The organism is Rhizobacter sp. P2_D12, assembly GCF_056404395.1.
In genome coordinates this window covers 1-21963 of sequence record NZ_JBFUEB010000103.1, presented here as the reverse complement: position 1 = coordinate 21963, position 21963 = coordinate 1, and the positions used below count along the sequence as shown (strand labels likewise).

General features: G+C 69.2%; 16 protein-coding genes, 1 tRNA gene and 1 pseudogene. 11 read left to right on the top strand and 7 right to left on the bottom strand.

Features of this window, described 5'->3' with window-relative positions; translation table 11 throughout:
• The coding region (locus AC1DYN_RS25900; protein WP_477964456.1) for a TonB-dependent receptor at nucleotides 1–2104 on the top strand (2104 nt) is incomplete at its 5' end.
• Between the two features lie 14 nt (nucleotides 2105–2118).
• The gene (locus AC1DYN_RS25895) at nucleotides 2119–3291 is read left to right on the top strand and encodes a PepSY-associated TM helix domain-containing protein (RefSeq protein WP_477964454.1); all 1173 of its coding nucleotides are present in this window, start codon (nucleotides 2119–2121) and stop codon (nucleotides 3289–3291) included.
• A gap of 269 nt (nucleotides 3292–3560) precedes the next feature.
• Here AC1DYN_RS25895 and AC1DYN_RS25890 read toward each other — a convergent pair whose 3' ends face one another.
• The 4 genes from AC1DYN_RS25890 to AC1DYN_RS25875 form a co-directional block, all read right to left on the bottom strand.
• Entirely contained in the window at nucleotides 3561–5687 is a 2127-nt protein-coding gene (locus tag AC1DYN_RS25890; RefSeq protein ID WP_477964453.1) for an RICIN domain-containing protein, read from the bottom strand.
• A 160-nt stretch (nucleotides 5688–5847) separates the two neighbouring features.
• The gene (locus AC1DYN_RS25885; protein WP_477964451.1) at nucleotides 5848–6870 is read right to left on the bottom strand and encodes a pirin family protein; all 1023 of its coding nucleotides are present in this window, start codon (nucleotides 6868–6870) and stop codon (nucleotides 5848–5850) included.
• The gene (locus AC1DYN_RS25880; protein ID WP_477964449.1) at nucleotides 6860–7114 is read right to left on the bottom strand and encodes a hypothetical protein; all 255 of its coding nucleotides are present in this window, start codon (nucleotides 7112–7114) and stop codon (nucleotides 6860–6862) included. Before AC1DYN_RS25880 ends, AC1DYN_RS25885 begins: the two co-directional genes overlap by 11 nt.
• 152 nt (nucleotides 7115–7266) lie before the next feature.
• A tRNA-Met gene (locus tag AC1DYN_RS25875) sits at nucleotides 7267–7343 on the bottom strand.
• A 106-nt stretch (nucleotides 7344–7449) separates the two neighbouring features.
• Between AC1DYN_RS25875 and ftsY the strand changes: the two genes are divergently transcribed.
• Nucleotides 7450–8481: a signal recognition particle-docking protein FtsY gene (ftsY, locus tag AC1DYN_RS25870; RefSeq protein ID WP_477964447.1), complete on the top strand. Its 1032-nt coding sequence runs from the start codon at nucleotides 7450–7452 to the stop codon at nucleotides 8479–8481.
• A gap of 35 nt (nucleotides 8482–8516) precedes the next feature.
• Here ftsY and AC1DYN_RS25865 read toward each other — a convergent pair whose 3' ends face one another.
• Nucleotides 8517–9254, bottom strand: a complete 738-nt coding sequence (locus AC1DYN_RS25865) for a DUF2726 domain-containing protein (protein ID WP_477964445.1) — start codon at nucleotides 9252–9254, stop codon at nucleotides 8517–8519.
• A 149-nt stretch (nucleotides 9255–9403) separates the two neighbouring features.
• Complete coding sequence (ffh, locus tag AC1DYN_RS25860) at nucleotides 9404–10783, bottom strand: signal recognition particle protein (protein ID WP_477964443.1); 1380 nt, start codon at nucleotides 10781–10783, stop codon at nucleotides 9404–9406.
• A gap of 101 nt (nucleotides 10784–10884) precedes the next feature.
• On the opposite strand from ffh, the gene AC1DYN_RS25855 reads away from it, so the two are divergent.
• The 8 genes from AC1DYN_RS25855 (at nucleotide 10885) to AC1DYN_RS25820 (ending at nucleotide 21595) form a co-directional block, all read left to right on the top strand.
• On the top strand, nucleotides 10885–11673 hold the full coding sequence (locus tag AC1DYN_RS25855) for a cytochrome C assembly family protein (RefSeq protein ID WP_477964458.1): 789 nt from the start codon (nucleotides 10885–10887) through the stop codon (nucleotides 11671–11673).
• A gap of 6 nt (nucleotides 11674–11679) precedes the next feature.
• Nucleotides 11680–11919 carry a PP0621 family protein gene (locus tag AC1DYN_RS25850; protein ID WP_477964441.1) on the top strand — a complete coding sequence of 80 codons (240 nt, stop codon included), beginning with the start codon at nucleotides 11680–11682 and terminating at the stop codon, nucleotides 11917–11919.
• 10 nt (nucleotides 11920–11929) lie between these two features.
• Nucleotides 11930–13843, top strand: a complete 1914-nt coding sequence (locus tag AC1DYN_RS25845; RefSeq protein WP_477964439.1) for a sensor histidine kinase — start codon at nucleotides 11930–11932, stop codon at nucleotides 13841–13843.
• Nucleotides 13840–15420, top strand: coding sequence for a sigma-54-dependent transcriptional regulator (locus AC1DYN_RS25840; RefSeq protein WP_477964437.1), 1581 nt, complete (start codon nucleotides 13840–13842; stop codon nucleotides 15418–15420). Before AC1DYN_RS25845 ends, AC1DYN_RS25840 begins: the two co-directional genes overlap by 4 nt.
• A 26-nt stretch (nucleotides 15421–15446) precedes the next feature.
• Complete coding sequence (ampD, locus tag AC1DYN_RS25835) at nucleotides 15447–16043, top strand: 1,6-anhydro-N-acetylmuramyl-L-alanine amidase AmpD (protein ID WP_477964435.1); 597 nt, start codon at nucleotides 15447–15449, stop codon at nucleotides 16041–16043.
• A 496-nt stretch (nucleotides 16044–16539) separates the two neighbouring features.
• Nucleotides 16540–19482: a ribonucleoside-diphosphate reductase subunit alpha gene (locus tag AC1DYN_RS25830; protein WP_477964433.1), complete on the top strand. Its 2943-nt coding sequence runs from the start codon at nucleotides 16540–16542 to the stop codon at nucleotides 19480–19482.
• 186 nt (nucleotides 19483–19668) lie between these two features.
• Nucleotides 19669–20871 carry a ribonucleotide-diphosphate reductase subunit beta gene (locus tag AC1DYN_RS25825; protein WP_477964431.1) on the top strand — a complete coding sequence of 401 codons (1203 nt, stop codon included), beginning with the start codon at nucleotides 19669–19671 and terminating at the stop codon, nucleotides 20869–20871.
• Between the two features lie 226 nt (nucleotides 20872–21097).
• Nucleotides 21098–21595, top strand: a complete 498-nt coding sequence (locus AC1DYN_RS25820) for a histone H1-like DNA-binding protein (RefSeq protein ID WP_477964429.1) — start codon at nucleotides 21098–21100, stop codon at nucleotides 21593–21595.
• 179 nt (nucleotides 21596–21774) lie between these two features.
• Here AC1DYN_RS25820 and AC1DYN_RS25815 read toward each other — a convergent pair.
• Nucleotides 21775–21963: pseudogene (locus AC1DYN_RS25815) on the bottom strand (IS110 family transposase); the annotation flags it as partial.

The following is a 21963-nucleotide window of genomic DNA, read 5'->3' as shown; positions in this document are numbered from 1 at the left end:
GGTCACGACGCTGCCGGCCGTGACCGTCAACGCCAGCGCCGACGCCTCGGCCGCCGGCCTGTCGAAGCCGTATGCCGGCGGCCAGGTGGCACGCGGCGGACGCGCCGGCGTCCTCGGCACGCGCGACAACATGGAGACGCCGGTCGGCATCACCAGCTACACCAACGAGCTGATCCAGGACCGCCAGGCGCGCAGCGTCGGCGAGGTGCTGCAGAACGACAGCGGCGTGCGCATGGCGCGCGGTTTCGGCAACTTCCAGGAGGCGTACTTCCTGCGCGGCTTCATCCTGAGTTCGGACGACGTCGCCTACAACGGCCTGTACAGCCTGCTGCCGCGCCAGTACATCGCCACCGAGCTGTTCGAGCGCGTCGAGGTGCTGCGCGGGGCATCGGCCTTCCTGACCGGCGCCAACCCGGGCGGCGGCGGCCTGGGCGGATCGATCAACCTGCTGCCCAAGCGGGCCACCAACGAGCCGCTGACACGCGTGACCGCAGGCCTCGCGAGCGGGGAACAGGCGAACGTCGCGGCCGACATCTCGCGTCGCTTCGGCCCGGACAACGCGACCGGCATCCGCGTGAACGCCGCCTGGCGCAACGGCGGCAGCGCGGTCGACGACGAAAGGTCCGACCTGGGCCTGCTGGCGGTCGGCCTCGATTGGCACGGCCGCGACGTGCGCCTGTCCGGCGACATCGGCTACCAGGACAACCGCCTGAAGCGCACGCGGCCGAACGTGTCGCTGGCCGGTACCGTCACCGCGCTGCCGTCGGCACCCGACGGCGCGTCGAACTTTGCGCAGCCCTGGTCGTATTCCAACGAACGCGACCTGTTCGGCACGCTGCGCGGCGAATTCGACATCGGCCCCGACGTGACCGCCTGGCTCGCCTACGGCCTGCGCCGCAGCGACGAATCGAACTCGCTGGCCAATCCGACCCTCACCGCGAACAACGGCGACGGCTACACCTACCGCTTCGACAACGCGCGCGAAGACAGCGTCGACACCGGCGAGCTGGGCCTGCGCGGCAAGCTGCGCACCGGGCCGGTCGGCCATGATTGGGTGGCCTCGTACTCGGCGTTCCGGCTGAAAAAGAAGAACGCCTACAAGTTCGACTTCGGCACCTTGCTGCCGACCAACCTGTACACGCCGACGCAGTATCCCGAGCCGGCCTGGGGCCAGAGCGCCGGTGCCGGCGGCGACCTCGCGGCGCCCGGCCTGACCAACCGCGCGCTGCTGACCAGCTTCGCGATCGGCGACACGCTGTCGCTGCTCGACGACCAGCTGCTGGTGACGCTCGGCCTGCGCCGCCAGAACTACAAGATCACCGACTATGCCTACGGCACCGGCGTCGAGACCGGCAGCTACGACCATTCGCGCACCAGCCCGATGCTGGGCGTGGTCTACAAGCTCGGCAAGCAGCTCTCGCTGTACGGCAACTACGTCGAAGGCCTGACCCAGGGCGACACCGCGCCGACCTTCGCGCCGGCACCGGCCAACGCCGGGCAGCAGCTCGATCCCTATGTGTCGAAGCAGAAGGAGCTGGGGGCAAAGTTCGATGGCGGCCGGCTGGGCGGCAGCCTGGCGCTGTTCTCGACCACCAAGCCGCGCACGCTGACCAATGCTGCGAACATCTTCACCTCCGAGGGCGAAGACCGCCACCGTGGCGCCGAGCTGAACGTGTTCGGTGAAGCCGCGCCCGGCGTCAAGCTGCTGGGTGGCCTGACCTGGCTGGACGCGAAGCAGAAGCTCACCGGCTCGACCGCGACCGAAGGCAAGCGCGTGATCGGCGTGCCGCGCGTGCAGGGCAATGTCGGCACCGAGCTCAGCGTGCCGGGCGTCGACGGCCTCGCGCTCGACGGCCGCGTGGTCTACACCGGCCGCAGCTACGCCGATTCGGCCAACACGCTGGAAGTCCCGGCCTGGACGCGGCTGGACCTGGGCGCGCGCTACCTGGTCAGCGTGCAGGAGCGCCTGGTCACGCTGCGGCTGCGCGTCGACAACGTGACCGGCAAGGACTACTGGGCCTCGGCCGGCGGCTACCCGGAGAACGGCTACCTGGTGGTCGGCGCGCCGCGCACCGTGTCGCTCAGCGCCAGCGTCGACTTCTGAGCGGGAGCGGCGGCATGCTGAGCGCGCGCGCCCTGAAGACCTGGTCGTGGTGGCACAAGTGGAGCAGCCTGGTCTGCACCGCCTTCATGCTGCTGTTGTGCCTGACCGGCCTGCCGCTGATCTTCCACCACGAGATCGACCACCTGACCGGTGCCGAGATCGAGGCGCCGCCGATGGCGGACGACTCGCGGCGCGCGAGCCTCGACCAGGTGCTGGCGTCGGCGCGTGCGCTGTACCCCGATCGCATCGTGCAGTTCGCGTCGCAGCCGGCAGACGACGACCGGCTGTGGCACGTCACGCTGACGCCGACGCCCGAGCCGACCGCCGACTTCAAATCGATCGCGGTCGATGCGCGCACCGGCCGGCTGCTCGGCGAGGTGCCGGTGGACACCGGCTTCATGAGCGTGATGCTGCGCCTGCACGTCGACCTGTTCGCCGGCCTGCCGGGCAAGCTGTTCCTCGGCGCGATGGGGCTGCTGCTGCTGGTGGCCATCGTGTCCGGCGTGGTGCTGTACGCGCCCTTCATGCGCAAGCTGCGCTTCGGCGAGGTGCGGCGCGAGCGCTCGCCGCGCATCAAGTGGCTGGACCTGCACAACCTGCTGGGCATCGTCACGCTGACCTGGGCGCTGGTGGTCGGCGCCACCGGCATGATCAACACCTGGGCCGACCTGCTGATCAAGCTGTGGCAGTACGACGCGCTGACCACGCTGCTGGCGCCGTACAAGGGCCAGCCCTTGGTGGAGGAGCCGGCGCGCGCGCCGGTGCAGCGCATGCTCGAGGCGGCGAAGGCGCATGCGCCGCACATGCGGGTCGGCTTCATCGCGTTTCCGGGCACCGCGTTCTCGAGCCCGCACCACCACACCTTCTTCATGCGCGGCAACCAGCCGCTGACGGCCCGGCTGCTGCAGCCGGTGATGGTCGACGCGCAGACCGCGCAGTTCACCGCGGCGCCCGCGGTGCCGTGGTACATCGCGACGCTGCTGCTGTCGCAGCCGCTGCATTTCGGCGACTACGGCGGCATGCCCTTGAAGCTGGTCTGGGCGCTGCTCGACCTCATCACGATCGTCGTGCTGGGCAGCGGGCTGTATTTGTGGCTCAAGCGCGGGCAGCCGCGGTCGCTGGTCGACGAGGCCGGGGCGGTCGTCGCGGGGCCTGCGCAGGAACTGCCGCAAATCCGGCCGCAGTGACCGCGGTTCGCCACCGGCGGTGGCGGGGCGCCGGGTTCCGTCACCGGATCGGCCGGATGCGGTGACGGCGGGTCGTCGATTTCCGGCAGCGCCGGCGGCCCCTGGGGCGGTGGCGGCGGGGACGAGGGCGGCTCAGGCACGGTGTGCGTGCGCAGCGGATGCGGGGGAACGGCGCGTGTCATGCCATGCCCCGGCAATCGGCGTTCCCGTCGCCCGAAGGCCAATCCGGGACCTGCCGCGGCCCCGGATTGCGCTGCGCTCCATCCGGGCTACGGGTTGAAGAGCTGCAGGTTCACCGAGTTCGCGATCGCCGCATTGCCGGCGGTGTTCGGGTGCAGGTGGTCGCCGGTGTCGTTGGCCGGCAGCATGCGCGCCGGGTTGGCCGGATCGCGCGTCGCGAGGTCCTGGTCGATCACGCCGTCGCAGCCGCTGGCGCTGCTCTTGACGAAGTTGTTGTAGGCCTGCCGGGTCGTCTCCTGCGATGGCGTCCAGACGCTGTCGCTGTACGGCGTCAGCGTCGAGCAGAGGAACTTCACCTGCCGCGCATGCGCCTTCGCGATCATCCGCTGCAGCGGGCCGAGCAGCTGCTCGAGCGCGGGCTGCGGGTTGCCGCGCAGGTCGTTGATCGGGTCGTCCGAGTAGATCACCCACTTGATGCCGGCCTGGCCGAGCACGTCGCGGTCGAAGCGGTTCTCGGCGCTCGGGCCGGCGCCGTCGCGCAGGCTGCTGTTGCCGCTGATGCCCTGGTTCAGCACGCCCACGCCGATGCCGGCCGCGTTCAGGCGGTTCGCCAGCACGTTCGGCCAGCGCTGGTTGGCGTCGAAGTTGGTGCCGACGCCGTCGGTGATCGACGCGCCGAGCGTGGCGACGCTGCCGCGCAGGCTGCTGTTGGAGACGTCCAGGTTGGTCAGGATGCGGTAGCTGCCGCTGGTCGCGCTGGGGCTGATCGTCGCGTTGCCGCTCACGTTGCCCGCGGCCACGTAGTTCGTCTGCAGCCCGGTCTGGTGCTCGGTGTTCACCGTGGTCGGGTTCGGCAGGTAGAAGCTGATGGCCACGTCGGAGAGCGCCGCGACGTTGAAGTCGACCGAGTCGCTGACCGCTTCGCCGCCGGCCGGGATCACCACCGTCGCCTGCCCGCCGAAGCTCACCGCGCGGTCGCTGGCCGCCACGATGGACGAGCCGCCGGCGCGCTGGGCGATGTGCACGTTGGCCACCGTGATCGGCTGGCTGCCGAACACGTTGGACAGGTGGATGCGCGCGGCGCTGCCGCCGACGCTGGTGTGCACGACCTGGCGCAGCGTCTGCTGGTTGAAGCTGGTGTTGCCGCCCTGTGGCGACGCGCCCCAGGTGCCGACCCAGTTGCCGGTGGTCGGCGGCGGGTTGTCGCCTGCCGGCAGCGGCGTCCAGCGCTGGTTCGCGCCGCCATGGCATTCCCACTGGTGGATCGCGGCGCCGGGGGCGGTGCTGACGCCGCTCACGTCGACGCAGCGGCCGCTGTGGCGCGCCGCGATCTGCAGCGCTGCGCCGTCGGCGGTGACGACGAAGCGCTGGTTGGCGCCGCCGCCGTAGGCCCATTGCTGGATCAGCGCGCCATTGGCGGTGGAGATGTCGCTGACGTCCAGGCCCTTGCCGCTGTTCACGTTGATGAAGGCGTAGGTGCCTTCGGCCGCCGGTTGCGCCTCGAACAGCTGGCGGTCGGCCTGGCTGCACGCGGCCTGCACGGCCTTCGCGCCGTTGTCCAGGCTGCCGTCGGTGATGTCCATGCATAGGCTGGAGTGCACGGCGCGCAGCGCATAGCGGCCGATGGCCAGCGCGCCCTGGCCGGTGGTCGACACCGGGTAGAGCAGGAACTGCTGCGACGCGCCGTTGCTGCAGGCGGCCTGGCGCAGGCCGGCGCCGTCGTTCAGCGAGCCGGCATCGATCGCGATGCACTTGTTGCTGCCGGCATTGACCAGCGCGAAGCGGTTGCCCTGGCTGCGTTGCAGCTTCCAGCGCTGGGCATTGGTGTCGTTGCTGGTCCATTGGTGGATCAGCGCGCCGTCGGCCGTGGAACTGGCGGCCAGGTCCAGCACCTTGGCGCTGCCGACGTCGACCAGCTTGTAGCTGCCGTTGGCCTGCACGGTCAGGTCGAACTGCTGGGTCGGCGCGCTGCCGCAGGCGTTCTGCACGAAGGGCGTTCCGTCATTCGCCGGTGTCACGGCATCGACACACTTGCTGCTGTTGATGTTCTTCAGCACGTAGCGGCCGGCCGGCACCGCGGGCACGGCCAGCGCGGCGGCCCGCTCGGTCTGCGCGGCGGCGCTGTCGCGGTTGGTCTGGCCGGTGTCGCCGCCGCCGCAGGCAGCGAGCGTGGCCAGGCCGGCCAGCGCGAGGATGGATGACGCGAGAGTTCTCATGCTTGTCCCCGGATGTCGATCGAGCGCGCACTGTATGGAAGCGATTCCACTTCAGGCAAGCAAACGACTCGATACAAGCACTGGGGCGAGGGCATTTGCGCGCGGCACGTCGTCCATCGGCGAATCCGATGGGCGGCCGGCGCGTGGACCGGTGGTCCCTCTAGGGGCGTTCGTCGCGGCCGTCGACGTGGCGCGCGAAGCGCACCGGTTCGGGGCCGTGCACCGGCGCGTTGTCCTTCCAGGGCCAGCCGCCGAAGCCGGTGCGCCGGTAATCCGCGAAAGCTTGTTGCAGTTCTTGCTCGGTGTTCATCACGAACGGGCCGTACTGCGCGACCGGCTCGCCGATCGGGCGGCCCTGCAGCAGAAGGAATTCGGACGCCTCGGCGCCGTTGACCAGTTCGACCGGCTGCGATGCGCGCAGCTCGATCGCCGCGTGGCGGTCGACCGTCGCGCCGTCGAGCGTCACGGAATTGCCTTCGAAGAAATACAGCTTGCGGCGCGTGCCGGCGCCGCGCGCGGGCGGCAGCGTCCAGCGCGCGTGGGGGGCCATGCGCAGGGTCCAGATCGCAAGGTCGGACTCGGCCTGCGAGCCCCAGGAGTCGGGCGGCGGCGCGAGCGGGTCGGCGACACCGCCGAGCCGGCCGGCGATGCAGACGATCTCGCTCTGTCGTCCTTCTGTGTCCGTGTGCAGGTGGTGCGGGATCTGCTCGGACCAGAACATCGTGAAGTGCGGCGGCACCATCTTGCTGCGCGCCGGCAGGTTGAGCCAGATCTGGAACAGCTCGAGCCGGTTCGGCGCGTCGCGCCTGAGCAGCGGGAACACCTCCGAATGGACGATGCCCTGGCCGGCGGTCAGCCACTGCACGTCGCCGCCGCCGAAGCGCGCCATCGCGCCGAGCGAGTCGGAATGGTCGACCAGCCCGTGGCGCACGATGGTCACGGTCTCGAAGCCGCGGTGCGGGTGCGACGGAAAGCCCGGCACCGTCGTGCCGTGGTACATGCGCCAGCCGTCGATGCCGGCGAAATCCTGTCCCAGGTCGCGGCCGGTCAACGGCGCATCCGGCCCGAACGCGGCATTGCCGCGCGGGTAGGCGTCATCGTGGTGGACGCAGAACAGGAAGGGGTCGAGGGTCTCCCACGGAAATCCGAGGGTGCCGATGTGGAGGATGGCGTCAGCGGGCATGGACCTCAGTGTCGCGCGAAAGGCGCACGCCCGTCTGCGCGATGGTCATCGCGCCCTGCGCATCGACCGTCACCGGGCGGCCGTCTGAGAGGCGGTACTCGGACTCGCCGGTGGGTTCCCAGTCGGCACCGATGCCGGGCGCGGCATCCAGGCGCGCGAGGTGCTCGAAGCCGTGCACCACGTAGTCCTGGCCGTCGTCGCCATGCAGGCGCAGCGTCTCGAGCTGATGCAGCATCTTTTCCATCAAGGTCTCCTTCGGATGATGAGAGCAGGGACGGACGATTGAACTGCAATGCGGGGGCAAGCGCCATCGGGGGCGCGAAGGCCGCGAGCCGGGTGAGGGCTTGAAAAGCAAGAAGGGTCCGGCATCGCTGCGGGACCCTTCTTCTGGCTGTCTGGTGGCGCTTCAGGGATTCGAACCCCGGACCTGCGGATTATGATTCCGTCGCTCTAACCGACTGAGCTAAAGCGCCTGAGCCTCAGATTATAGCCAGGGTTTTGACCGCTTCCGTGCCGCTGCGACATGCCATGTCGTGGGACCCTTCACACCCTCGCATCTCTTCGACCGAACCGCCCCGAATGTTCAGCTTCTTCAAGAAAAAGCCCGCCCCGATCGATGCGCCTGCAGCCGTCGAGCCCCCGGCGGCGGCGCCCGTTGCTCCCGAGCCCGAGCCCGAACCCGAACGCCGCAGCTGGATCGACAAGCTGCGCGGCGGCCTGCGCAAGACCGGCTCGAGCATCGCGCAGGTCTTCACCGGCACGCAGATCGACGAGGCGCTCTATGAAGAGCTGGAGTCGGCGCTGCTGATGGCCGATGCCGGCGTCAAGGCCACCGAGTTCCTGCTGGCCGACCTGCGGCGCCGCGTCAAGGAGGCGAAGGCGACCGACCCGGCCCAGGTGAAGGGCCTGCTGGCCGATGCGATCGCCGACCTGCTGGCGCCGCTGGAAAAGCCGCTGCGCGTCGGCGAGCACGCGCCGACGGTGATGATGGTGGTGGGCGTCAACGGCGCCGGCAAGACCACCAGCATCGGCAAGCTGACCCGCCACCTGGCCGACAACGGCCAGAAGGTGCTGCTGGCCGCGGCCGACACCTTCCGCGCCGCGGCGCGCGAGCAGCTTGCGGTGTGGGCCGAGCGGGCCGATGGCGGGCCGGGCCACACGCCCGCCGTGTCGGTCGAGATCGTCTCGCAGGCCGACGGTGACCCGGCCGCGGTCAGCTACGACGCGGTGGTCGCCGGCAAGGCGCGCGGCTGCGACGTCGTCATCGCCGACACCGCCGGCCGGTTGCCGACCCAACTGCACCTGATGGACGAGCTGAAGAAGATCAAGCGCGTGATCGCGAAGGCGCAGCAAGGTGCCCCGCACGAGGTGCTGCTGGTGGTCGACGGCAACACCGGCCAGAACGCGTTGACGCAGGTGAAGGCTTTCGACGACGCGCTGGGGCTGACCGGGCTGGTCGTCACCAAGCTCGACGGCACGGCCAAGGGCGGCATGCTGGCGGCGATCGCCCGCGAGCGGGCCATCCCGGTCTACTTCATCGGGGTCGGCGAGAAGCTCGAAGACCTGCAGACCTTCAGTGCGCGCGAGTTTGCGCAGGCGCTGCTGAGCTGAAACGCGTGAACCCGGATTGGCATCCGGGCTGCGGATCAACGGGGGCGGGGGGAGTTGCCCGAGCGCGGGATGTTGGCCGGCGCCGCCGCGGCCAGCGGGGCCGGCGCCGAATCGATGTCGTCGAACCAGGTCGACGGCGGCGGCTCGCCCATCTCGAGGCCGTCATCTTCCGGCAGGCCGCGGCCGACCGGCTGGTAGCCGGCGGTGGTGGACGGCGCGCCGTGCGTCGACGGCGTGGCGGCAGCCGATTCGGCCCCCTTGCCGAGGATCGCGTTGCGGGCGCCGGTGGCGCTGGGCAGCGCGTCTTCGCGCCACACGTGCAGCGGGATGCCGGCGGCTTCGAGCACGCGGTCCATCCGGTTGTGGCGCTGCGAGGTGCGTTCCTTCTCCTGGGCCTCGGGCGCGCGGATGTCGACCACCGCGATCACCTGCGAGTTGGTGTCGCACACCACCAGGTCGGCGCACAGCAGGCCCACGCGGCGCAGCCACTCGGAATACGAATGGCGGGTCGGCACCTTCACGAAGCGCGCCAGCGGCACCTGGGCCAGGATGATGTGCTCGGGCAGCCCGCCGCGCAGCGCGATGTAGGCCTTGCGCTCGGCGGTGGTCAGGATGCGGGTGGCCTGGGGCTGCCACGACTGCAGCGTGTCCAGCGCTTCCAGCGAACGCGGCTTGGCGCGCTTGCCGGGAGCAGGCTTGGCACTGCGGGTGTTCAGCTTCCAGATCACCAGGCCGCCTACCAGCACCAGTGCGGCGATCAACAGCAATTCCATCTCGGGTCCAGGTCCTTGTTGGGAGCTGCGCGGACCTTAGCGGGCCTCGCGCGCGGGGTCAATGATTGTGCCGCTTGCGGGCGCGCGGCTGGCATCTTTCTGCAGCGTGGTTACCGGTGGTCACCAGCCGTCAGATGGCACGGCCCGTTTCAGCGCAGCCCGCCCGGGCCGCCCAGGCCCTTCATGCCGCCCATGCGCTTCATCATCTTCATCAGGCCGCCGCCCTTCATCTTCTTCATCATCCCCTGCATCTGCTCGAACTGGTTCAGCAGCCGGTTCACCTCCTGCACCTGCACGCCGGCGCCGGCGGCGATGCGGCGCTTGCGGGTGGCCTTCAGCAGCTCGGGCTTGCGGCGCTCGAGCGGCGTCATCGAGTTGATGATGCCTTCCATGCGGCGCACGTCGCGCTCGGCGCGGTCCATGTCGGCCTGGCCCAGGTTGCCGGCGCGCGCCGTCATCTGCGTCGGCAGCTTGTCCATCAGCCCCGACAGGCCGCCCATCTTCTTCATCTGGCTGATCTGCGCCAGGAAGTCGTTCAGGTCGAAGTTGTCGCCGGACTTCAGCTTGTCGGCCAGCTTCTGCGCGGCCGCGACGTCCACGCCCTTCTGCACCTCCTCGACCAGCGCGACGATGTCGCCCATGCCCAGCACCCGGCCGGCATGGCGCTGCGCGTCGAACACCTCGAGCCCGTCGATCTTCTCGCTGACGCCGGCGAACTTGATCGGCGCGCCGGTCACCTGGCGCACCGACAGCGCGGCGCCGCCGCGCGAATCGCCGTCGGTCTTGGTCAGCACGATGCCGGTGAGCGGCAAGGCCTCCTTGAAGGCCTTGGCGACATTGACCGCGTCCTGCCCCTGCATCGCGTCGACGACGAACAGCGTCTCGACCGGCTTCAGTTCGGCATGCAGCGCGCGGATCTCGTTCATCAGCTGCTCGTCGATCGCCAGCCGCCCGGCGGTGTCGACCAGCAGCACGTCGAAGTAGTGGCGGCGCGCGTGGTCGAGCGCGGCGCGCGCGATGTCCAGCGGCTTGTCGCCGGCGCTCGACGGGAACCACTCGGCGCCCGCCTGCTTCGTCACCAGCTTCAGCTGCTCGATCGCGGCCGGCCGGTAGACGTCGGCCGACACCGTCAGCACCTTCTTCTTGCGCTTCTCGATCAGGTGCTTGGCCAGCTTGSCGRTGGTGGTGGTCTTGCCGGCGCCCTGCAGGCCGGCCATCAGGATCACCGCCGGCGGCTGGGCCGCCAGGTTGATGTCGGAGACGCCTTCGCCCATCGTCGCCGCCAGCTCGCGGTTGACGATGCCCACCAGCGCCTGCCCGGGCGACAGCGAGCCGACCACTTCCTCGCCCAGCGCCTTCTCCTTCACGCGGGCGATGAAATCGCGCACCACCGGCAGCGCGACGTCGGCCTCGAGCAGGGCCATGCGCACCTCGCGCAGCATGTCCTGCACGTTGCTCTCGGTGATGCGGGCCTGGCCGCGCATCGTCTTGACGAGCCGGCTCAGTCGATCGGTCAGGGTGGAAGCCATGGGGCGGGCGGGCGCGCGGCGGAGGCGGCCCGCGAAAGTACACTGTGGACCATGAGTTTATCGCCCAGGGTCGCAACGCATTGAGCACGCCGTCGTCATGGATGCTGTGGGTGCCCAGCGCACTGGCCTTGCTGGCCTACGCCGCGGCGGTGCTGCTGAGCGAAAGGGACAGCGCCGCGCCGCGCCGCGCGCTGATCGCCGGCTGGCTGGCGCATGCGCTGGCGATCGTGGTCGACATGGCCGGCATCGGCAGCCCGGTGTCGGGCGCGCGCTTCGGCTTCGCGCCGGCGCTGTCGGCCACGCTGTGGATGGTGATCGCGGTGTACGCGGTCGAGAGCCGCTGGGTGCCGCTGCCCGGCGTGCGCCGCTGGCTCGGGCTGCTGGGCGCCGCGGCGGTGGTGCTGGCAGCCATCTTCCCCGGCGAGTTCCGGCCCCAGGCCACCTCCAGCTGGGCGCCGCTGCACTGGGCGCTGGGCATCGCGTCCTACGGCCTGTTCGGCGCCGCGGTGCTGCATGCGGTGATGCTCGACACCGCCGAACGCCGCATGCGTTCGCACCTGAAGCAGGCGGCGCCGCGCGGTGGTGCCGGCATGCCGCTGCTGCAGCTCGAGCGCCTGACCTTCCAGTTCGTCACCGCCGGCTTCGCGCTGCTGTCGGCCACGCTGCTGCTGGGCTGGTGGTTCACGACGCCCTGGCGTTGGGACCACAAGGCGACGCTGTCGGTGCTCGGCTGGCTGGTCTTCGCCGGCCTGCTGATCGGCCGCCAGCTGCTCGGTTGGCGCGGGCGCCGGGCGGTGCGCTGGCTGTACGCCGGTGCCTTGCTGCTGCTGCTGGCCTACGTCGGCTCGCGCTTCGTGTTCGAAGTGGTGCTGCACCGCACCGCCGTCTGAGGTCTCATGGGAAAGTTCATCGTCCTGCTGGTGATCGTGGCGCTGATCGTCTGGATCGCGCGGGGCGGCCGCGGTCGCAAGCCGGTCGCGCCGCCGCCGCCGGCCGATGCCTTGCCCGACACGATGGTCGCCTGCGCCCAGTGCGGCGTGCACCTGCCGAAGGCGGAGGCCTTGCCGGGCCGCGGCGGTGCCTTCTGCTGCGAGGCGCACCGGGCCGCCTTCGAAGGCGGGCAGGGCAAGCCATGAGCGGCGCAGCATGAGCACCGCGCCGGCCAAGCCCGAACGCCGCCGCAACGACCGCCGCTCCGGCCGCGCGTCGACGCGGCCCACGCACGAGTCCTGGTTCGGCGCCCTCGGTGGCGACGAGGACACCCATGTTCGCGAAGGCTGGGCCGAGGACGACTCCCGCTACGACGGCAACTGGCAGGCGGTGCAGGCGCAGGCCGACAGCAATTTCCTGACGCGCCAGGCGCGCCGCCTGATCGGCTCCGGGCAGACCGCCTTCCAGCGCATCTACGGCGCCTTCATCAGCGCGCGGGCCGCGCTGGGCGTCGCGCTGGTCGCGGCGATGGTGGTCGCCACGGTGTTCGGCGTGCGGCCGGCGCTGCCGGTGGTGGCCGTCAGCGTCGCCTACGCGGCGCTCGCGCTCAGCATGTGGGTGCTGCCGCGCTACCGCCGCACGGCCGCCCCGCGCGAGCTGGCGCGGCTGCGCAGCCCGCAGTGGATCTCCACCATCGGCGTCGACATCGTCTGCTTCGGCGCGCTGCACTGGCTGGCGCCGGCCTCGGGCCTGAACTACGTCGCGCTGCTGGTGCTGCCGGTGCTGATGGCCGGGGTGCTGACGCCGCGCCTGATGGCGCTGGCCACCGCCTCGGTCGTGACCCTGGCGCTGCTGGGCGTCGCCTGGCTGTCGGTGCTGGCCGGCGTCGGCGACATCACCGCGATGATGACCCAGGCGGGCCTGGCCGGCAGCGGCTTCTTCGTCATCACGCTGCTGGCCGGCGAACTGGCCGGGCGCCTGGCGCGCGAGGAACTCACCGCGCGCGGCAGCCTGGAGCTGGCACGCCAGCAGGCGCAGCTGAACCGCCTGGTGATCGAGGAGATGCAGGAAGGCGTGATGGTGGTCGACCGGCGCGGCCGCGTGCGCACCGCCAACCCGGCCGCGCGCGCGCTGCTGGCGCCCAACGGCGTGTCGCGCGAGGCGCCGTTCCAGCTGCAGGGCGTCGATGCGTGGGGCGCGCTCGTGAAGGCGGTCGAGCGCGCCTTCGCCGAGGCCACCTGGCCCGAAGGCGGGCGCGACGTCGTGCTCGATTTCGAATCCGGCCCGCCGCGCACGCTGCGGGTGCGGGTGCGCTTCACGCGGCGCCAGGCGCCCGACCCGAGCGAGGAGCTGTGCGTGCTGTTCATCGAGGACGTGCGCAGCATGCAGGCACGCACGCGCCAGGAGAAACTGGCCGCGATGGGCCGGGTGTCGGCCGGCATCGCGCACGAGATCCGCAACCCGCTGGCCGCCATTTCGCAGGCCAACGCGCTGCTCGCCGAGGACGCCACCACGCCGGCGCAGCGCCAGTTGACGCGCATGGTCACCGAGAACACCGCGCGCCTCAAGCGCATCGTCGACGACGTGATGGAGGTGGCGCCGAGCGAGGTGCAGGACGGCGGCCCGATCGATGCCACCGCGCTGGTCGCCGCCGTCTGCAGCGAATGGGCGCGCACCGCCGAGATGCCGATCGGCGGCGACAGCCTGCTGCGCGTCAAGCTGCCCGACGAACCGCTGGGCGTGGTGTTCGACCCCGAGCACCTGCGCCGCGTCATGATCAACCTGCTGGACAACGCCAAGCGCCATGCGCAACCGGTGCCGGGCGGCGTGCGGCTGGCGCTGTCGGCGCGCGACGACGTGCACGTGGTGCTGAGCGTCACGAGCAACGGCGAGCCGATCCCGCCCGAGGTCGAACGCTACCTGTTCGAGCCTTTCTTCTCCACACGCAGCCGCGGTACCGGCCTGGGCTTGTATATTTGCCGGGAACTGTGCGAGCGCTACGGCGCCCGCATCGACTACCGGCTGCGCGCGTCCAGCGAGCCGAACCGCAATGAATTCTTCGTCGCGATGCGGCGCAAACCACTGGCCGGCGCCGAAGCGCCCGAGACCCGACTGCACCTGACATCATGAGTTCGCCTTCCCACTTCAGCCTGCTGGTCGTCGACGACGAACCCGACCTGCGCACGTTGTACGAGCTGACGCTGCTGCGCGAGGGCTACGACGTCGAGACCGCCGGCACGGTGGACGATGCCTTGCTGCACCTGAAGGACCGCACCTACAGCGCGGTCATCACCGACATGCGGCTGCCCGACGGCACCGGGCTCGACCTGCTGCGCCGGCTGGAAGAAGGCAACCGGCGCGAGAAGGCCATCGTCATCACCGCCTACGGCTCGGCCGAGAACGCGGTCGAGGCGCTGAAGGCCGGCGCCTACGACTACCTGACCAAGCCGGTCGACCTGAAGCAGTTCCGCGCCGTCGTCGCGTCGGCACTCGGCCGCAGCGCGCCCACGGTGCCGACCATGGTGCCGTCGAGCCTGCCGTCCGAGAACGGCACGCCGGCTGCGCCGCGCCCGGCGCCGGTGCTCGCGACGCTGCCGGTGCCGCCGGCCAGCAGCGGGCCGGTCAGCCAGGCGCTCGCGCGCATGGCCGGCCAGTCGCAGGCGATGCAGCAGGTGCGCCAGCTGATCGACAAGGTGGCGCGCAGCATGGCGCCGGTGCTGGTGAACGGCGAGTCCGGCACCGGCAAGGAACTGGTGGCCCGCGCCATCCACGAGATCAGCCCGCGCGGCGCGCAGCCCTTCGTGGCCGTCAACTGCAGCGCGATCCCCGAGCAGCTGCTCGAGGCCGAGTTCTTCGGCTACCGCAAGGGCGCCTTCACCGGCGCGGCCGAAGACCGCGAAGGCTTCTTCCAGGCCGCCAACGGCGGCACGCTGTTCCTCGACGAGATCGGCGACCTGCCGCTCGCGATGCAGAGCAAGCTGCTGCGTGCCATCCAGGAGCGCTCGGTGCGCCCGGTCGGGGCGGTGGTCGAGCAGCCGGTCAACGTGCGGCTGCTGAGCGCCACCCACAAGGACCTGGGCGCCGAGGTGCAGGCCGCCAAGTTCCGCCAGGACTTGTACTACCGGCTCAACGTGATCCAGATCCGCGTGCCGCCGCTGCGCGAGCGGCTCGAAGACCTGCCGTCGATCTGCGAGCGCGTGCTCGACCGCATCGCGCGCGATGCCGGCGTGTCGCCGCCGCCGCGGCTGACGCGCGATGCGATGGTGCAGCTCAGCCGCTACAGCTTCCCCGGCAACGTGCGCGAGCTCGAGAACCTGCTGCACCGTGCGGTCGCGCTGACGGTGGGCGACGTGATCGATGTGGCCGACCTGGGCGTGTCCGAACTGGTCTTCAGCGACAGCGAGGCGTCCGAATTCGATGCGACGCCGGTGGTGTCGGCCAAGCCGGCACCGGCCGCCGAGCTGGCCCGCGCGGCCGCCGTGCCGGTGCAGGCGCCGCTGCCGACCGACCTGGCCGCCTACCTCGACGACATCGAGCGCGACGTGCTCGAGCGCGCGCTCGAGCGCTACCGCTACAACCGCACCGCGGCGGGCGCGAGCCTGGGCCTGTCGCTGCGCCAGATGCGCTACCGGATGGCGCGCCTGGGCGTCAACGTCGGCGGCACCGACGACCCGGTCGATGGCGAGCGCAGCGGCGACAGCGCCTGAACACCCTGGCGATTCTGGTTGGAATAATGGCCGGGTTATCGGGGGCGGTAATCGATGACGAAGGTTGGTGCGGTTTGGCCCGTCGTTGCGAATCGCCCAACTTCGGGCCGCGGCCCGCGGGCACGGCGATCGACCTGGCGCTGATCCATTCGATCAGCCTGCCGCCCGGCGAATACGGCGGCGAAGCGATCGAGCGGCTGTTCTCGAACCGGCTCGACTGGGACGCGCACCCCTACTACCAGCAGATCCGCGGCCTGCAGGTGTCGTCGCACTTCGTCATCCGGCGCGACGGCGAACTGCTGCAGTTCGTCGCGTGCGGGCAGCGCGCCTGGCATGCCGGTCGCTCGGCCTGGAACGGGCGCGAGAACTGCAACGACTTCTCGATCGGCATCGAGCTCGAAGGGCTGGAAGGCGAGACCTTCGAGGACGCGCAGTACGACGCGCTGCTGCCCTTGCTGCGCGCGCTTGCACAGCGCTATCCGCTGCAATCGGTGGCCGGCCACGAGCACGTCGCGCCGGGTCGCAAGATCGATCCCGGTCCAGGCTTCGACTGGACGCGCGTGCGCCACGGCCTGCGCTGGGCCGGTCGGTATTTTCCCGAGGGACTGCGCGATCCGCATTGAGCCGCGCACGCTGCGAGAGCCAGTGTCCACGCGCGCTGCGGGCGCAAATCGCGCGCAGCGCCAAGCCGCGTGCCGCTGCCCGCATCCATTCGCAGCGTGGATGGGAGCCGACGCCGCGCACGCCGCTCCGTGGTGCGCGGCCTGCTTCCCCCAAGGGCTTGGGGGACGCTACAGCTAGTGCTTGAAGGGTGCCCGACCCCCAGATATAGTGTCCTTCGTGGTATCCTTTTGTCCCAACATCCTCTGGCCCATGCCCGCCCTCGTCACCTGGATTCCAGGGGTCTGCACTGCAGGCGGCATCGGCATCCGGGCCTCGCATGTTGGCAAGAAGTTCCACAGCCTCAACACCCGCTCATCGCTCTTCACCGTTCCAGTCATGCGTCATCGGCGGCTCAGCGCCGGGGGCGCGCCGCAGTCATGGGCTGTGGGGGTTGGTCCGGCGTGAGCGCCAGACATTGAATCGATTCGCGTCGACAGACCACAAGAAGGGGTATCCATGCAAGCAGTCAGCAACGTCACTCCCACCGCCGCCACCAGCTCTTCCACGACCGCTGCTCGCAGCGGCACCGGCCCCGCGGGTTCCGCCTCCGCGTACCAGGGCTACCAGATCATCCGCCGCAACGGCGCGGTGGTGTCCTTCGAACCCAACAAGATCGCCGTCGCGCTGATGAAGGCCTTCCTGGCCGTGCACGGCACGCAGGGCGCGGCCTCGGCCAGCGTGCGCGAGACGGTCGACGGGCTGACCGAGTCGGTGGTGCGTGCGCTGCTGCGTTCGCGCCCGGGCGGCGGCACCTTCCACATCGAGGACGTGCAGGACCACGTCGAACTCGGCCTGATGCGCGGCGGCCACCACGAGGTCGCGCGTGCCTACGTGCTGTACCGCGAGCGCCGCTCGCAGGAACGCGCGAAGCAGGGCCACCCGGCGACGGCCGCCGCCGAGCCGGCGATGATGGTGCTCGACCGCGGCCAGCGCGTGCCGCTGGACATGGCGCGCCTGCAGGTGATCGTCGAGTCGGCCTGCGCCGACCTGGGCGCCGACGTGAAGCCCGAGCCGATCCTGGCCGAGACGCGCCGCAACCTGTACGACGGCGTGCCGATCGACGAGGTGCACAAGGCCGCGATCCTGGCCGCGCGCACGCTGATCGAGAAGGACCCCGGCTACACCCGCGCCACCGCCCGGCTGCTGCTGCACACGATCCGCAAGGAGATCCTCGGCGAGGAGGTGCTGCAGAGCGACATGCACACCCGCTACGCCGACTACTTCCCCGGCTTCATCAAGAAGGGCGTGCAGGCCGAGCGCCTGGACGAGAAGCTGCTGCAGTACGACCTGGGCAAGCTGGGCGCCGCGCTGAAGGCCGACCGCGACCTGCAGTTCGACTACCTCGGGCTGCAGACGCTGTACGACCGCTACTTCCTGCACGTCAACGAGGTGCGCATCGAACTGCCGCAGGCGTTCTACATGCGCGTCGCGATGGGCCTGGCGCTGAACGAGATCGACCGCGAGGCGCGCGCGATCGAGTTCTACGAGGTGCTGTCCAGCTTCGACTTCATGAGCTCGACGCCGACGCTGTTCAACGCCGGCACGCAGCGCTCGCAGCTGTCGAGCTGCTACCTGACCACCGTCGCCGACGACCTGGACGGCATCTACGAGGCCCTGAAGGAGAACGCGCTGCTGTCGAAGTTCGCCGGCGGCCTGGGCAACGACTGGACCAACGTGCGCGCGCTCGGCTCGCACATCAAGGGCACCAACGGCAAGAGCCAGGGCGTCGTGCCGTTCCTGAAGGTGGTCAACGACACCGCCGTCGCGGTGAACCAGGGCGGCAAGCGCAAGGGCGCCGTCTGTGCCTACCTGGAGACCTGGCACCTGGACATCGAGGAGTTCCTGGAGCTGCGCAAGAACACCGGCGACGACCGCCGCCGCACGCACGACATGAACACCGCGAACTGGATTCCCGACCTGTTTATGCGCCGCGTGATGGAGGGTGGCGACTGGACGCTGTTCTCGCCGTCTACCTGCCCGGACCTGCACGACAAGTTCGGCAAGGCCTTCGAGGAGGCCTACACCCGCTACGAGGACAAGGCGGCGCGCGGCGAGATCAAGCTGTTCAAGAAGATCCCCGCCAAGGACCTGTGGCGCCGCATGCTCTCGATGCTGTTCGAGACCGGCCACCCGTGGATCACCTTCAAGGACGCCTGCAACGTGCGCTCGCCGCAGCAGCACGTGGGCGTGGTGCACTCGAGCAACCTGTGCACCGAGATCACGCTGAACACCAGCGAGACCGAGATCGCGGTGTGCAACCTGGGCTCGGTGAACCTGGTGCACCACCTGAAGCTGGTCGACGGCGCGATGCAGATCGACCACGCCAAGCTGAAGAAGACCGTCGCCACCGCGATGCGCATGCTCGACAACGTCATCGACATCAACTACTACGCGGTCAAGAAGGCGCGCGACTCCAACCTGCGGCACCGCCCGGTCGGCCTGGGGATCATGGGCTTCCAGGATGCGCTGTACGAGCTGCGCACGCCGTACGCGTCGGACGACGCTGTGGGCTTCGCCGACCGCTCGATGGAGGCCGTCTGCTACTACGCCTACTGGGCCTCGACCGAGCTGGCGGCGGAACGCGGCCGCTATTCCAGCTACCGCGGCTCGCTGTGGGACCGCGGCATCCTGCCGATCGACTCGCTCGACCTGCTGGCCGAAGCCCGCGGCGGCTACGTCGACGTCGACCGCAGCGTCACGCTGGACTGGGCCGCGCTGCGCACCCGCATCGCCGAGCACGGCATGCGCAACTCCAACTGCGTGGCGATCGCGCCGACCGCGACCATCTCGAACATCATCGGCGTCAGCGCGTCGATCGAGCCGTCGTTCGGCAACCTGTCGGTCAAGTCCAACCTGTCGGGCGAGTTCACGATCATCAACGAGTACCTGGTGCGCGACCTGAAGAAGCTCGGCCTGTGGGACGACGTGATGGTGATGGACCTGAAGCATTTCGACGGTTCGCTTCGTCGCATCGACCGCGTGCCGGAGGAGCTGAAGGCGCTGTACGCGACCGCGTTCGAGGTCGAGACGCAGTGGCTGGTCGAGGCCGCCGCGCGTCGCCAGAAGTGGATCGACCAGGCGCAGTCCCTGAACATCTACATGGCCGGCGCGTCGGGCAAGAAGCTCGACGAAACCTACAAGCTCGCATGGACGCGCGGCCTGAAGACGACCTACTACCTGCGCACCGTGGGCGCCACGCACGCCGAGAAATCGACGGTGAAGTCAGGCCAGCTGAACTCGGTCTCGAGCGGCTCCGGGCCGGGCCCCGTGATCGCCGCACCGCAAGCAACGGCGCCGGTTGCAGCGCCGTCGGCCTTCGTCGCGATGACCAGCGAAGATCCCGCGACCGACATCAAGTTCTGCGCGATCGACGACCCGACCTGCGAAGCCTGTCAGTGATGCATCGGGTGCTTCGCGATGGCGTGAGTGGAGCGTGAGAGAAGGGCGCGTGCCGGCACCTGCGGATGGTGAAAGGCACGCGCGTTTTTCGATGCGACACAGCAACAGCGAAGTGCTCGCGATGTCAATAAGTGCTTGGTGTTTCGACACAACACTCTCATAATTAACACGTACAGGAAGTCCACCATGTTGGTTTGGGAAGAAGACCTTAAACCCTCGATCTCTCACAAAGCGAGTCCCGCGCAGAGCCTGCCCTCTCAAGCGCGTGCGGTCGCTCCGTCTCCGGACTTCGACGCTGCCCTTGCAGCCGTCCCCGCCTCACACTCCAGCCCCGCTTCGATCGCCTCCGCGTCGATCGCTCCCGCCGCCGCGCAACGCGTGAAGGCTGCCGACAAGCGCATCATCAACGGCCGCACCGACGTCAACCAGCTGGTGCCGTTCAAGTACAAGTGGGCGTGGGAGAAGTACCTCGCCACCTGCGCCAACCACTGGATGCCGCAGGAAGTGAACATGTCGCGCGACATCGCGACCTGGAAGGATCCGAACGGCCTGAGCGAAGACGAGCGCCGCATCATCAAGCGCAACCTCGGCTTCTTCGTCACCGCCGATTCGCTGGCCGCGAACAACATCGTGCTGGGCACCTACCGCCACATCACGGCGCCCGAATGCCGCCAGTWCCTGCTGCGCCAGGCSTTCGAGGAAGCGATCCACACGCACGCYTACCARTACATCGTCGAGTCGCTCGGGCTGGACGAGAGCGAGATCTTCAACGCCTACAACGAGGTGAAGTCGATCCGCGACAAGGACGAGTTCCTGATCCCGTTCATCAACGCGATCATGGACCCCAACTTCAATACCGGAACGCCCGAGAACGACCAGACGCTGCTGAAGTCGCTGATCGTCTTCGCGTGCCTGATGGAAGGCMTGTTCTTCTACGTSGGCTTCACGCAGATCCTSGCGCTGGGSCGSCAGAACAAGATGACCGGCGCTGCCGAGCAGTACCAATACATCCTGCGCGACGAGTCGATGCACTGCAACTTCGGCATCGACCTGATCAACCAGATCAAGCTCGAGAACCCGCACCTGTGGACGGCGGAGTTCAAGGCCGAGATCAAGGCCCTCTTCATGAAGGCGGTCGAGCTCGAATACCGCTATGCCGAGGACACCATGCCGCGTGGCGTGCTGGGCCTGAATGCCTCGATGTTCAAGGGTTACCTGCGCTACATCGCCAACCGGCGTGCAACGCAGATTGGTTTGGAAGAGCTCTTCCCGAACGAGGAAAACCCGTTCCCGTGGATGAGCGAAATGATCGACCTGAAAAAGGAGCGCAATTTCTTCGAGACGCGCGTCATCGAGTACCAATCCGGTGGCGCCCTTTCGTGGGACTGACGCTCTGCTGACGACATCACACGAGCAGCAACAGGTCATGTACGAGATCAAGATTCGCAGGCCGTCAAGAGACCCCCGCCAAGCAAGCGGTGGCCAACGGCTTGCAACCCCATTCACCGTACCGGGGCGTCCCTCCTGGGCGATTTCGGACGGTGAATAACTGCGGGGCACCGGCATGGCGCCGGAGCTCAGCAGTGCTCTTTCAACTTGATCAAGGAGAAATGTAATGGCAACTGCAAAGAAGGCTCCGGCCAAGAAGGCGGCAGCGAAGAAGGCTCCGGCGAAGAAGGCCGCGGCGAAGAAGGCTCCGGCCAAGAAGGCGGCAGCGAAGAAGGCTCCGGCCAAGAAGGTCGCGGCCAAGAAGGCCCCGGCGAAGAAGGCTGCGGCGAAGAAGGCCCCGGCGAAGAAGGTCGCGGCGAAGAAGGCTCCGGCGAAGAAGGCCGCTGCCAAGAAGGCCCCGGCGAAGAAGGCTGCGGCCAAGAAGGCGCCTGCCAAGAAGGCCGCTGCGAAGAAGGCCCCTGCCAAGAAGGCTGCTGCGAAGAAGGCCCCTGCGAAGAAGGCCGCGAAGCCTGCTGCGAAAAAGGCGGCCAAGAAGCCTGCTGCGAAGAAGGCTGCGCCCGCTGCGCCTGCTGCGCCTGTTGCGAAGCCTGCGGCTGCTCCGGCAGCCAAGACTGCGCTCAGCCCTGCGGCTGCATGGCCTTTCCCGACGGGCAACAAGCCCTGAGGCCGGAAGGCATTCAGACAAAACCCGGCTTCGGCCGGGTTTTTTTCGCCCCCCAGTCGCTGCGCTCCTGCCCCCGAGGGGCGCTACGCCTGGGCCCGGCAGAGCCGGATCCCGGCGCGTTGCTTGATGGGTTGCTTCGCGGCGCCTGCTTTGGCGCCGTGTAGGTTCTATGTCGAGCGTCAAGCCTTTGCGACGAGTTGAGGGTTGAAGGGCTGATTGGAGCGCCAGACGGAGAAGGCGATGCGAAGGAGCTTGCGAGCGACGACGCAGTAGGCCTGGATCTTGGACATGCCGCGGGCGAGGAGCTTGTCGCGGATGGCCTTGAAGACGGGGGAGCGGCAGGCGGTCATGGCGGCGCAGTAGATGAG